Origin of the sequence: Pedobacter sp. G11 (assembly GCF_003860265.1) — a bacterium.
Lineage (GTDB): Bacteria > Bacteroidota > Bacteroidia > Sphingobacteriales > Sphingobacteriaceae > Pedobacter > Pedobacter agri.
Genome location: NZ_CP034190.1, coordinates 4,534,582 through 4,548,084, shown reverse-complemented (window position 1 = coordinate 4,548,084; position 13,503 = coordinate 4,534,582). Strand labels below are relative to the sequence as shown.

The 13,503-nt window shown below is 37.0% G+C and carries 11 protein-coding genes; 6 read left to right on the top strand and 5 right to left on the bottom strand.

The features are described from left to right. Window positions 1-16: 16 nt before the first annotated feature. The 3 genes from EA772_RS19500 to EA772_RS19490 are packed head-to-tail and all read right to left on the bottom strand — an operon-like array spanning window position 17 to window position 2,796. Window positions 17-1,366 (bottom strand): ATP-binding protein, encoded by a 1,350-nt coding sequence (locus EA772_RS19500; RefSeq protein WP_124914614.1) that lies wholly within the window; start codon window positions 1,364-1,366, stop codon window positions 17-19. Then, window positions 1,366-2,043, bottom strand: a complete 678-nt coding sequence (locus EA772_RS19495; protein ID WP_124914613.1) for a response regulator transcription factor — start codon at window positions 2,041-2,043, stop codon at window positions 1,366-1,368. The genes EA772_RS19500 and EA772_RS19495 overlap by 1 nt, the downstream gene beginning before the upstream one ends. Before the next feature lie 54 nt (window positions 2,044-2,097). After that, window positions 2,098-2,796, bottom strand: coding sequence for an NUDIX hydrolase (locus EA772_RS19490; protein WP_124914612.1), 699 nt, complete (start codon window positions 2,794-2,796; stop codon window positions 2,098-2,100). 132 nt (window positions 2,797-2,928) lie between these two features. Between EA772_RS19490 and EA772_RS19485 the strand changes: the two genes are divergently transcribed. After that, a complete protein-coding gene (locus EA772_RS19485; RefSeq protein WP_124914611.1) occupies window positions 2,929-3,978 on the top strand; it encodes a UDP-glucose--hexose-1-phosphate uridylyltransferase in 1,050 nt (349 codons plus the stop codon). 2 nt (window positions 3,979-3,980) lie between these two features. Beyond that, window positions 3,981-5,132, top strand: coding sequence for a galactokinase (locus tag EA772_RS19480; protein WP_124914610.1), 1,152 nt, complete (start codon window positions 3,981-3,983; stop codon window positions 5,130-5,132). A gap of 223 nt (window positions 5,133-5,355) precedes the next feature. Here the strand turns inward: EA772_RS19480 and EA772_RS19475 are convergent, their stop codons facing one another. Beyond that, window positions 5,356-5,676 carry an RNA-binding protein gene (locus EA772_RS19475; protein WP_116168493.1) on the bottom strand — a complete coding sequence of 107 codons (321 nt, stop codon included), beginning with the start codon at window positions 5,674-5,676 and terminating at the stop codon, window positions 5,356-5,358. A 395-nt stretch (window positions 5,677-6,071) separates the two neighbouring features. On the opposite strand from EA772_RS19475, the gene EA772_RS19470 reads away from it, so the two are divergent. The 4 genes from EA772_RS19470 to treY all read left to right on the top strand — a co-directional run bounded on the left by EA772_RS19470 (window position 6,072) and on the right by treY (window position 13,260). Continuing rightward, a complete protein-coding gene (locus tag EA772_RS19470) occupies window positions 6,072-6,935 on the top strand; it encodes an OmpA family protein (protein ID WP_010601937.1) in 864 nt (287 codons plus the stop codon). 167 nt (window positions 6,936-7,102) lie between these two features. Further along, window positions 7,103-7,336, top strand: a complete 234-nt coding sequence (locus tag EA772_RS19465; RefSeq protein ID WP_124914609.1) for a hypothetical protein — start codon at window positions 7,103-7,105, stop codon at window positions 7,334-7,336. A 13-nt stretch (window positions 7,337-7,349) separates the two neighbouring features. Next, window positions 7,350-9,224: a malto-oligosyltrehalose trehalohydrolase gene (gene treZ, locus EA772_RS19460; protein ID WP_124914608.1), complete on the top strand. Its 1,875-nt coding sequence runs from the start codon at window positions 7,350-7,352 to the stop codon at window positions 9,222-9,224. Beyond that, window positions 9,217-13,260: a malto-oligosyltrehalose synthase gene (gene treY, locus EA772_RS19455; RefSeq protein ID WP_124914607.1), complete on the top strand. Its 4,044-nt coding sequence runs from the start codon at window positions 9,217-9,219 to the stop codon at window positions 13,258-13,260. The genes treZ and treY overlap by 8 nt, the downstream gene beginning before the upstream one ends. Here treY and EA772_RS19450 read toward each other — a convergent pair whose 3' ends face one another. Next, the gene (locus tag EA772_RS19450) at window positions 13,261-13,467 is read right to left on the bottom strand and encodes a DUF3606 domain-containing protein (RefSeq protein WP_010601940.1); all 207 of its coding nucleotides are present in this window, start codon (window positions 13,465-13,467) and stop codon (window positions 13,261-13,263) included. Window positions 13,468-13,503: the final 36 nt, after the last annotated feature.

Here is a 13,503-nt window from a genome sequence, read left to right as displayed (position 1 = left end):
CGAAATTAAAAGCGGATTAAAGTTGAGGTATCGATATGATAAACACACTTTTATACTCGTTAGACGCAAATATTTCTATTTTTCCTTTAAACAACGTGATGATTTTTTGAGCCATATACAAACCCATTCCTTCACCTTTTTGTCCAACTGCTGCAGATCGGGTATAGAAGGGTTTAAAAACCTCTTCCTGTTCCATCAGTGGAATACCAGGACCCTGATCAATTATTTCGATCACGAAATTTTCATCAGACTGCGTCAATTTACATCCCACATTTTGTTGGTTAGAAAACTTAAAAGCGTTCGAAAAAATGTTATCGAGTACAATTTGCAGGAGAATTTCGTTGGCTAAAACCTGCGGATGGGCTTCCGATAAGTCATTTACAAATTCTATAGTAAGGTTTTTACGCTGTTTCCATTCTGCCTGAATTTTGAATAACAATTGATCTAATCGGATAGGAGAGAGCTGAGCATTGAGCAATTCCATATCCATCCTCGCCAGGGTCAGTAAACCGGTAATAATATGATCCATTTTCTCGGCGTCGTCTAATATGGAATAGATCACCTTTTGATAAGCTTCCGCATCACGATTTTTTGACAAAGCCAATTCGGTAGCCATCATTATTCTCGTAACCGGTGTTCTTAGTTCGTGAGAGGCATTTGCCACAAATGTTTTTTGAAGGATAAACGCCTGTTCCAGTTCATTCATTAAGTGATTAAAACTTTTGGCGATGAGGTTAATTTCATCTTTGGTATCAGTTTCCTCCACCCTGAATTCCATATTTTCAGAGCCAATCTGCTTTACCTCCAGCATGAATTTTTTGAGCGGCTTTAACATTTTTTCGGCTATCCACCTGCTCAAAATTAACACAACCAACGAGATGATGATGAACACGAAAATCATGATCCTAAGCAGCTTCGTTAATCTATTGTGTGATCCCTGATCGGATGCTGAAGCCAGAATGACGAAATCGCCCTGGTTATCTTTGTAATAAATACCCACAACCTGTCGTTCCCCATCCGTATATTTAATTTGTTTGCGTTTTCTAACCTGATCTATTGTTGCCTTCGTCCAGTATTGGGTGGTATCTCCGATAAAAGTTGCCCGGTTTTTATAATCGTAAATTCGTGTTACCTCGCCGTTAAGCTTCTGCAAATATTTGTGGCGAACATCGTTCAAGGCATCTCTGCTAATTTCATCGGCTTCAAGATAAAGCTTAGCCGTAACCATTGTTCTGTCGGTTAGTCGCTCAAAGAAATCAGCCTCCAGAAATTTCATGAAAGTAAAATAAACAACACAAAGCACAGCGAAAAGCATTGATGTGCTTATCAGCGTAAAATAAAGTGCAATGCGATCTTTTATTTTCATTATTTGAGGATGTAACCCATATTGATTTTGGTATGGATAAGTTTTCTGTCAAAGCCTTTATCTATTTTTTTACGCAGAAAGTTGATGTAAACATCAATTACATTGGTACCGGTATCGAAATGAATATCCCAGGCTTGCTCTGCAATATATTGGCGAGATAATAAACGATTGGGGTTACGCAGAAAAAGCTCCAGTAAAATAAACTCTTTTGCACTAAGTTCAATAGTTTTACCCGCTCTGAATACTTCTTTGCTATGTGTATCCAGCACCAGATCTTCAAAACAAAGTTGATGACTGGACATGCTTACTAAAGGAGATTGTCTTCGTAGCAGTGCTGAAACACGGGCAAGTAATTCTTTTAAGTGGAAAGGTTTTACCAGATAGTCATCAGCCCCTGCGTCCAGGCCTGTTACCTTATCGTCTACTGTTCCCAATGCGGTAAGCATCAGGATAGGTGTCTGACTATCAATTTCGCGAAGCCGTTTACATAACTGGATGCCATTTAATCCGGGCATCATGATGTCAATAATCAGTAAATTGAATTGCTTATTGGCAAATTGTTCCAGTGCGTCTATTCCATTAAATACCGTAGATATTTGATAGCCGTTTTCTTCCAGCGCCGATTTTAAAAGATCAGCAATTTTGATATCATCTTCAGCTATTCCGATTCGTAGCATCTAACAAAAATAGGAATCTCATCTTAAATTGAGATTAAAATTGCGCCGCTTTAGTTAAAGTTTTAAGTTGGGAATAAGGTTCAGAAAGGCCTGAAAGTTAGCATTGTACTTCTTTTTATCAACTTTGAAATAAAATGCACCTTTCTTCGAGCCTGATTTATCTTTTTCTGCCAGTTTGATCAATAAGCCCGTTGAACCAATTTTTCTGCTAAAATTACGGGTGTCAATTTTGGTATCGTTTACTTCTTCAAACAGAATTTGCAACTGGGGGATGGTGAATTTTTTGGGCAACATTTCAAATAAAATAGGATGTAACGCTGCTTTGTATCTAAGTTTTTTTCTGGCATCACTAACCATTTGATCATGATCAAAGATGAGTTTTGGACGGTCGTTGATCAGAAACCATTCAGCATGATAATCATCATTAATCTGTGCCTGATATTTATGAATGTCGATCAACGCAAAATAACCAACAGATAAAGTCCTTTCAATCGGATCGCGGTTGGGTTCGCCGTAAATCTGTAATTGTTCAAGGTAAATGCCTTCTAAACCCGTGTTCTTTTTTAAAACCCGGTTTGCAGCATCATCCGGACTCTCATTAGCGCCTACAAAACCACCAATTAAACTCCACTTGTTTATTTCTGGCTCCAAACCTCTTTTAACCAGCAAAATTTTTAAATGTTCTCCGTCAAAACCAAACACAATGCAATCTACAGCAAGGAGATAATGCGGCTGACCAGAATATGCTATCATTTTTTGTTCGATTTGGGATTTGAAGATCTCTAATTTTCTACGAAAATAGAAATTATTATATAAATTATTAATTGTCATTTTGACAATTAATAATTTATATATAGTTTTGCCCAAACATTTAATACCATATTAATGAGCAATACTTTCGATTTAGATTCAAACCCGCACACCCGATTAAATATTCTGACCGGTGAGTGGGTACTAGTTTCACCCCACAGAACTAAACGCCCGTGGCAGGGAAAGGTTGAAGAACTTAGTCCCGACAATAGGCCGGAATACGAGCCGAAATGTTATTTGTGTCCAGGTAACGATCGGGCAGATGGCGATGTAAACCCAGCTTATACCGAAAGTTTCGTTTTTAAAAATGATTTTTCAGCTTTGTTGGATGATACACCTTTAGCCAGCTTTAATGAAGCTGACTTATTGGTTGCAAATAATCAAAAGGGGTTGTGTAAAGTCATCAGTTTTAGCCCTAAACATAATATAACTCTCCCTGAAATGGAAGTTGCAGAGATTGCAACTGTTGTGGCTTTATGGCAAAAAGAGTTTAATAGCTTATCAGAAAACCAGTGGATTAAATACATTCAAATTTTTGAAAATAAAGGTGAAATCATGGGTTGCAGTAATCCACATCCGCATGGGCAAATCTGGTCGTTAAGTGATATTCCGGCAGAACTGCTGAAAGAAACTGAACATCAGAAAAATTATTATGCCGTGCACCGAAAAAGTTTGCTTTCAGCATATCTGCAATTGGAGCAAGAAAAACAGGAAAGAGTAGTTTACGAAAATGATCATTTCGTTGTTTTGGTTCCCTTCTGGGCAGTTTGGCCTTATGAAACAATCATTATTTCAAAAAGGCATTTAACGAGCATAAAATATTTTACTGAGGCTGAAATAAAATCACTCGCAGATGCCATTAAGATTTTGACCGTTAAGTACGATAACTTGTTTGAAACATCTTTTCCTTATTCTGCAGGCATGCACCAGGCTCCGGTAAATAGTGGTGATTATCCGGAATGGCATTGGCACATGCATTTTTATCCGCCTTTGTTACGTTCGGCAACAGTAAAGAAATTTATGGTAGGTTATGAAATGTTGGCAAGTCCGCAACGAGATATAACTGCTGAATTTGCCGCTAAAAAATTAAGAGAAATGCCACAGGTACATTATAAGGTTAAATAATTATGGATATACAAGCGTTAAAATCTTCGTTCAGAAAAATTTTTCAAACAGAGCCTGTTTTAATAAAATCACCGGGAAGAATTAACATTATTGGTGAGCATACCGATTACAATGATGGATTTGTAATGCCTGCTGCCATTAATAAGGCTATTTATGTGGCAGTTTCGCAACGCGATGATCAGGAAATACATCTTTACTCTGAAAGTTATCAGCAAAAACATATTGCATCTATTGATCAGATTGAAAAAACGGATAAAAGCTGGGCCAACTATATTTTAGGTGTTGCTGACCAAATCAAAAAAAGAGGTTTACAGTTTTCGGGTTTCAATTTGTACCTGGATGGTAACGTGCCTTTGGGCGCTGGTTTATCATCATCGGCAGCATTAGAATGTGCAACCGCTTTTGCCATCAAACACTTAAACAATCTTGATATTTCACAAATGGATTTAGCGCTGATTTCGCAAAAAGCAGAGCATGAATTTGCGGGTGTAAATTGTGGAATTATGGATCAGTTTGCTTCCGTTTTTGGTAAAAAAGATCAGGCAGTGATGTTAGACTGCCGATCAATGAAATATGAATATATTCCATTGAAGCTGGATGGATACAAGCTTGTGCTACTAAATACAAATGTAAAACACTCGCTTGCAGATTCGGCTTATAATGAAAGGAGATCACAATGTGAACAAGGAGTGGCATGGATTAAAGAACATGAGCCAGCAGTTAATAGCTTGCGTGATGTGAACCTGGAATTGCTTGAAAAACATGTCAAACCAAAAGATAGCCAGGTTTATCAAAAATGTGCTTTTATTGTGAAGGAGATTGATAGGGTAGTGAAAGCTGCTGATCAACTTGCAAATGGTAACCTAAATGCTTTAGGAAATCTAATGTTTGCCACGCATGAAGGCTTGAGTAAAGATTATGAAGTAAGTTGCAAAGAGCTCGATTTTTTAGTTGATTTTGTGAAAGATTTTGATGGCGTACTTGGAGCCAGGATGATGGGTGGCGGATTTGGTGGCTGTACCATTAATATTGTAAAAGATGATCGAATAGACAGTTTAATCGATCAGATCAAAATAGCCTACAGTAATTCATTCGATCTAAATTTGGAAGCTTACGTAGTAGAAACCGGTGATGGCTCGTCGCTGGTTGATTAAACAACAAGACGTAAAAAAGGGGATGGAAAATAATTTTCATCCCCTTTTATTTTGTAATACACTTATAGTAAGGTAATTAAAGGTAGGTAAAAATTGTTCCTGAAAAAATTGATTATGAAGCTAATGATTCAAAGTATCAACGGCAACTAAAATCACCAGCGATCGTTGATTGCGAACTATATAAATGATAAGTTATAGCTAATGATGAATTGCTATGAACAAACTAACGTTGTACTCTAGGGCGTTTGCTTTTTGGCGGTTGCCCTCCTGAAGGTTTTGGTTTGAACACTTTTTTAGGTGCTTCTTCTGCACTTTGTTTAACTGTAATGACGTTCCCTTTAAACGTTTCACCATTTAACATCGAAATGATGTTACTGGCATCAGATTGGTTGATCACTTCTATAAAAGCATAACCTTTACATTTTCCGGTTGCCCGATCTCTAACAACCTTAATGGTTTCTATCTTTCCATGTAAACTGACAAAAATTGCCAAATCCATTTCCTGGATATTATCTGCAAGGCCACCAATAAAAAGCTTAATCATAAGGAGATTGTTAACTTTAATATGAAGCATTTTTTAACTTCACGCAATAAAAAATGCTATTTAGATTAATAAAGCTGCAAAATAACGATAAACAATGCATAAAGCAATGTTTTTTTTAAAAATATAGTAGATTATGAAGTTTATTTTTTCTTTTAACCGTTTATTTTCCTTATTGCAGATAATCTGCTGGTAACATTAACTTATTTAATTCAATTCCAGTCAGCCATAACAAGCTTGATCTAAAACTGTACGCCATAAATTATTCGCTTGTTTAACTCCAGCTTTCCTTAAATCCTGATCCTCGATGAATCTTAACAGGCTTTAATAGCCCGTAGAGGGCGTTTGAAACATTACGGCAAGGAATTTGTTAAACGTTTAATCTAAAAAATAATATTATGAAATTATACAAATCATTTCCAATAGTACTCCTGGCGATTGTATTAGTTTCTGGTTGTGTAAGCAATAAGAAATATGCAGAACTTCAGGATACCTACGCTAAGTTGAGAGAGAGGAACCAGGAGTTGAGTAATAAATATCAGGATAGCCAGCGTGAACTTACCGGCGCAACAAGTCGTGTTAAAAGTTTAGAAGAACAAATTGCATCAGAAAAAGCAAATGTTACGGCATTGCAAGATGCGTTGAACAAATGTTTAAGTTCTAGTAACCAAGGTAATGTTAACATTTCCAAACTAGTTGATGAGATTAACAGTTCAAACAAATACATTAAACAACTGGTAAACGCAAAAAACAAAAGTGATTCACTTAATATGGTGTTAACAAATAACTTAACCCGCTCATTAAGCAGAGAAGAACTTAGCGATGTTGATGTTCAGGTTTTAAAAGGAGTGGTTTATATTTCTTTGGCTGATAATATGTTATATAAATCAGGTGGATTTGAGGTAAGCGATAAAGCTGGTCAGACTTTAAGCAAAATCGCAAAAATTATTCAGGATTACAGTACTTACGATGTATTGATTGAAGGTAATACCGATAATGTGCCTATTTCTCAACCTAATATTAGAAATAACTGGGATTTAAGTGCACTACGTGCTTCATCAGTTGTACAAGTGTTGCAAAACAAATATGCTGTTGATCCAAAACGTTTAACTGCTGGAGGTAGAGGAGAGTATAATCCAGTTGCCGACAATTCAACACCCGCTGGAAAAGCTAAAAACAGACGTACGCAGATCATCATTACGCCTAAGTTGGATCAATTTATGGATCTGATTGGTAAGGCGCCAGAGGCATCTCAAAAATAAATCGATTAAATATTTTGTAAGGCAGCTTTTTAAGCTGCCTTTTTTTATGCTTAAGAATGGCATGATTGCTTTTGAATTTAAGCAAACTATCTTACCAAACGATCAACTTTAAAAATCTTCCAAACTTTTTTTACCATTTATCGCTTATTCATAGTAAATATCACATTATGGAAGAGCTGATCAATCAATTAAAATCTTTTTTAGGAAATAGAGTAGAAGCGGTTAGGGCAAAAGGCCCTGCAGAACTAGAAATAGTTATCGGTGAAATGGAAGATGTTGAAAGGTTATCTTCCGAACTAAAAGCGCATATTGTAGAGTTAGTCGACGAGAATACTCTTGCTAAAATAGATTTTGTAACCGCCGAAGGAAAAGAGATAGACAGTTTTTCGCTGACTCAATAAGCCTAAATCAGAGATGGAGATAAACATCCAGGAGCGAAAGATTGGTTTGAACTTCTCGAGTGCGGGAAAAGCCGAAGTTTGGCTTTGGGCGCCATATGCTGCAACGGTATCAGTATTCCTTGTAGATAAGGAATTGAAATTCCCGATGTTAAAACAGCATTTCGGGTATTGGTTTCTATGCACTAATGAGATTGCCGAAGGAGATGAGTATGATTTTGAAGTATCAAAATTTTCTGACAACGGTCAAATTCTTGTGCAAAATGAACCCCTCCATCGGGCCGATCCAGCCGCGGCATATCAGAAACAAGGTATAACGGGACATTCAACTGCGATAAATTTAAAATCATTCGCGTGGACAGACGAAAGCTGGAAAGGAATTCCGATAGAAAACTATATCATTTATGAACTTCATACCGGAACATTTTCACCATCTGGCAATTTCAAATCGATAGAAGAAAAGCTGGATTATCTACTTGATTTAGGAATTACGGCAATAGAATTAATGCCGGTTGCGCAATTTCCTGGCCATAGAAACTGGGGCTACGATGGTGTTTTTCCTTTCGCGATACAAAATACTTATGGCGGACCAATAGCTTTGCAACATTTGGTAAATGCTTGTCATAAGAAAGGGTTAGCGGTTATTTTAGACGTTGTATATAATCATATGGGGCCTGAAGGAAATTACTTTAATGATTTTGGCCCTTATTTCACCGATCAGTATCACACGCCCTGGGGCAATGCTATTAATTTCGATGATGCTGATTGCGATCCGGTGAGACAATATTTTATTGAAAACGTACTAATGTGGTTCCGGGATTTTCATATCGATGCCTTGCGACTTGACGCTGTTCATGCGGTCAAAGATTTGAGTGCCACGCATATTTTAAAAGAAATCAAAGAATACGTTAATAAGCTTTCAGAATTTACAGGAAGAACGCATCACCTGATTGTTGAACTCGATTTGAATGACAATAAATTCATTAACCCAGTTGAACAAGGCGGTTATGCCATGGATGCGCAATGGATTGACGAGTTTCATCATGCTTTAAGAGTAACATCTGGTCAGGCTAAAACAGGTTATTATGCTGATTTCAATGGTATCGAACACCTGGCAAAAGCTTTTACTGATGCTTATGTGTACGATGGGCAATACTCTCCGCATCGTAAAAAAAAGTTTGGAATTGAAGCAAAAGGCAATGCAGGCAAGCAGTTTACCGTGTTTTCTCAAAACCATGATCAGGTTGGCAACAGAATGCTCGGCGAACGAACCAGTAAGCTGGTTAGTTTCGAAATGCTCAAACTCTTGGCTGGAGCTGTATTCTGTAGTCCATATCTGCCATTAATTTTTATGGGTGAAGAATATGGCGAGATCAATCCATTTCAGTTTTTTATTTCCCATGGTGATGAAAAATTGATAGCAGCTGTAAGAGAAGGTCGTAAGAAAGAATTCGAAGCTTTTCATCATGAAGAAGATACACCTGATCCGCAAGCTGAAACTACCTATAATCGTTCAAAACTGAACTGGAATAGCTTAAATGAAAATAAGCACCAGCTGATGCTTAACTTTTATACCGCTTTGATTAAACTTCGTAAGTCATTACCAGCACTTGCAACACTTAATCGAAATCAATTAAAAGTTGATGTTTTTAAAGAACAAAATTGTCTGATACTCCAACGATGGGAAGGCAGGCAGGAGGTAAGATGTGTGATGAATTTTTCGTCTCAGCAACAAGTGTTACCAATGCCAAATGGATTGGAGTACGAACTGCAATTAAATTCTGCCGCAATAGAATGGGGTGGAACAAATAATCATCCTTTGGTTTTTACCGAAAATAATATCACTATTTCTCCCGAATCGATTCTAATTTTTACAAGCTCAAATGTTTAAACCGACCTCAACCTATAGAATTCAATTTCATAAAGATTTCAATTTCAAATCATTCAAAAAGATAATTCCTTATTTGAAAAACCTTGGCGTAGATACCATTTATGCATCGCCAATATTTGAAGCAGTTGAAGGCAGTATGCATGGCTACGATACAATAAATCCACACCGCATAAATCCTGAAATTGGTACAGAGGCGGAATTATTTGAAATGTCAAAAGAACTAACATCGTTTGGCATAAACTGGTTGCAGGATATTGTTCCAAACCATATGGCCTTTTCGCCAAAGAATGAATGGCTCATGGATGTGTTGAAAAAAGGTGCAAAATCCAAGTATTCATCGTTTTTTGATATCAATATTCAGGATGATACAAAATTAATGGTTCCATTTTTAGGCGATGACCTCGATCAAGTGATTGAAAATACCGAATTAAAAATAGTGGCTGTTGACAATGAATATTATTTAAACTATGGTGATTCGAACTGGCCTTTAAAATCATCATCCAATCGGAAATTAAAAAATAAAAGCTTAAAGGAAATAAACGAAAAGCGATTTATTCAAGAAATTGCCAACGAACAATGTTATCGTCTTTGTAACTGGAAAGAAACCGATCAGGCAATCAACTACCGCAGATTTTTTACCGTAAATAGTCTCATTTGCCTGTCTATCCAGGAAGAAGCGAATTTCAATCTTTATCATCAATACATATTAAACTTAGTTAATAGAGGTATTTTTCAAGGCTTGCGGATTGATCATATCGACGGCCTTTATGATCCAAAAGCTTATTTAAATCGGTTGAGGAAAGCTGTTGGCGAAAACGTATATATCGTAGTAGAAAAAATATTGGAGAAAAATGAGCAAATGCCTGCAGACTGGCCAGCTCAGGGAAACACAGGTTATGATTTTTTGGCGATGGTAAACAATTTGTTTACCAATCAGGCCAACCAGGAAAAGTTCAATCAGATTTATAGTGGAGTAACAGGCAAGGCTCTCGATCTTAGTGAATTAATAGACGCTAAAAAGCGCTCGATTCTTTTTGAGCACATGCAGGGAGAACTAAATAATTTATTTCAATTATTCCTCTCACAGCAGCTTGTTCCGGCTACTGAATTAGATTTAATTGGCGGGGAGCAGTTTAAACGAGGCATCGCCGAAATGTTAATTCAAATGCCGGTATACCGATATTATAATTACTCTTTTCCGTTGCCTGAAGTTGATGCACAAAATCTAACAACGATACTGAATAAGGTTGGTGAAAAACAAAATTTAAAAGAGGTTGCTTCTATATTGATACGCATTTTTATCAAAATGCCGATAAAAGGAAATGTTCGTCAAAATCAGGCATTAAGTATTTTTTATCAGCGATTAATGCAGTTTACAGGACCATTGATGGCGAAAGGAGTGGAGGATACGGTAATGTTCACTTACAACCGCTTTATTGGTCATTCAGAAGTTGGTGATTCGCCAGATGCCTTTGGTTTAAGTTTAGACGAATTTCATAGTAAGATGAAAGATCGGCAGCAAAATTGGCCACTTTCTCTTAACGGTAGTGCGACACATGATACCAAGAGGGGGGAAGATTTTAGGGCAAGGATTAATGTGCTTACTGATCTGCCGGAAAAATGGAAAACAGCAGTTGATGATTTCATTAAAGCTATTAAACAATCAAAACCATTGCATCATATTTTCGAGTCCGTTCATAATAATGATGCTTATTTAATTTTACAGACTATTTTAGGAGCCATGCCAATGCCGGGAGAACCCGATGATGATCTTCAAAATAGACTGGCAATGTATATTGAGAAGGCGCTTAGAGAGGCAAAGAAAAGATCGGACTGGGCAGAGCCAAACGAGGAATATGAGCAGTTGGTTAAAAAATTCGCGAACCAGCTGATCAATGAAAAAGAAGAAACTTATCAGATAATAACTAAAATTTTATTTGATATAGCCGATTTTGGAATTATAAACAGCTTGTCGCAGCTAATACTTAAATTCACTTGTCCAGGTATTCCTGATTTGTACCAGGGCTCCGAGTTGTGGGATTTTAGCCTGGTAGATCCAGATAATAGAAGGCCTGTTGATTATAAACGGCGGAATAATTTGCTGAAGGCAGATTCCGCTATCAATCAGCTATGGAACGAAAGATATTCTGGCGAAATCAAATTGTGGCTTACTGAAAAGCTACTGAAGTTCAGAAAAGAAAACGAGGATGTTTTTGCATCAGGTGAATATATTCCGCTGAAAGTAATTGGAGATTATCAAACGAACATTTTGGCTTTCGCCCGCAAGAAGCAGCAAAAAACTGTAATTGTTGTGGTTCCGGTGGGCCTAGCATCAATCACGTCTAAAGAAAACAGCCAGGATTTTGATTGGTTGAAAACCCAGATTGTTCTTCCTGAAACCTGGCCTACCTACTGGAAAAATATCCTTGACGATAAGGATGCTGTAAAAGATATCTTGAACGAAGGAATTTTGATCAATCAAATCTTTACGGATGTTCAACTCGGAATCATAGAACTAAGCGAGAAAAAAAATAAAAGAAGCGCAGGCATTTTGATGCACATTACTTCACTACCCTCTGCTTATGGAATAGGCGACTTCGGTAAAGAAGCAAAGGCGTTTATCGATTTTTTAACCGAAACGGATCAAAAATACTGGCAATTGTTGCCGCTCAACCCAACAAAAAAGGGGAATGGTCATAGTCCTTATTCGAGCAATTCTTCAAAAGCAGGAAATATTTTATTGATTGATTTGGAACAACTTGTAGCAGAAGAGTTGATCACAAGTGCCCATTTAGAATCTGCTAAAATCTCTCCCGACGGAAAAGTTTCCTTCGCAGACGTAGAGGTTTTAAAACTTAAAACATTACACAAAGCATATCAAACATTCAAAAAGCGTTTGCCTGTTAATTTAGTGAAGGCTTTCGAAACCTTTTGTGAAATAGAAAAAGAATGGCTCGAAGATTTTTCACGCTATACTGCAATCAAGAATCATCACCAGCAAACGGAATGGTATAACTGGCCCGACGATTTCAAATTCCGCGATTCAAAAACAATTTCTGCTTTTGAAAATAAATATCAGGATGAGATTAACGAGGTTAAATGGCAACAGTATGTATTTTTTAAACAGTGGCATAATCTAAAAGACTATGCAAACCTAAACGATATAAGTATCATTGGTGACCTGCCTTTTTATCTCGACTATGATTCTGTAGAGGTTTGGTCACAGCCCGAACTTTTTAAACTTGATGATCAACTTAAGCCAACTCATGTTGCAGGTGTTCCGCCAGATTATTTTAATGAAAAAGGCCAGCTTTGGGGCATGCCAGTTTTCAACTGGGATATATTAAAGCAAAACGATTACGATTGGTGGATTGGAAGGCTAAAGAAAAATATGGAAATGTATGATCTATTGCGGTTAGATCACTTTCGGGCGTTTTCATCTTTTTGGGAGGTGCCAGCGGCAGACAGCGATGCAATTAATGGAGTTTGGCAAAATGGACCTGGAGCAGGTTTTTTCAGGAAAATTGATTCTAACTTTCCCGACATGCCTTTCATTGCTGAAGATTTGGGAGAAATAAGTGACGACGTAGAATTATTAAGAGATAAGTTTAATTTACCAGGGATGAAAGTTTTACAATTTGGTTTCGGAGCCGATATGGTTATCTCCCCGCACATTCCTCACAACTTTGAAACAAGTAATTGCATTGCATATTCTGGAACTCATGATAACAATACATCAATAGGGTGGTTTAAAAATGAAATAGATGAGCAAACCCGGGAAAGGGCAATAACGTACCTAGGCCATGCTTTTGAAGATTATGACTTTCATAACGAGATAATCAAATTAACATTAGCTTCTTCTGCAAAAACAGCCATTCTTCCTATTCAGGATGTATTAGGTTTAGGTGAGGAATCACGAATGAATATTCCAGGTAAGGCAGATGGAAACTGGACATGGCGATTGGACATGGCACAGCTTGAGCCAATCAAAAAATGGTTAAAATCACTGACTGAAATATACGGAAGAAAAAAATGATCAACTATGGGTGGTCAGATGTTTAATATTATTTTGATCAAAATAAACTGAAATATCTTTTAATGTGACACATCTGGTTGCCCTGATAGCTGATTTTAAGACTTCGATCTTCACGCCGAGTCGACTTGTCCAATATCTGCACTCTTTTTCCTCTGAAATATCTATAATTTCAGATTGCTCATCCATTTTTAGGTTTGTATTGTTCATAATAATTTATTTTAAGGGTTTATTATAACAACTAAT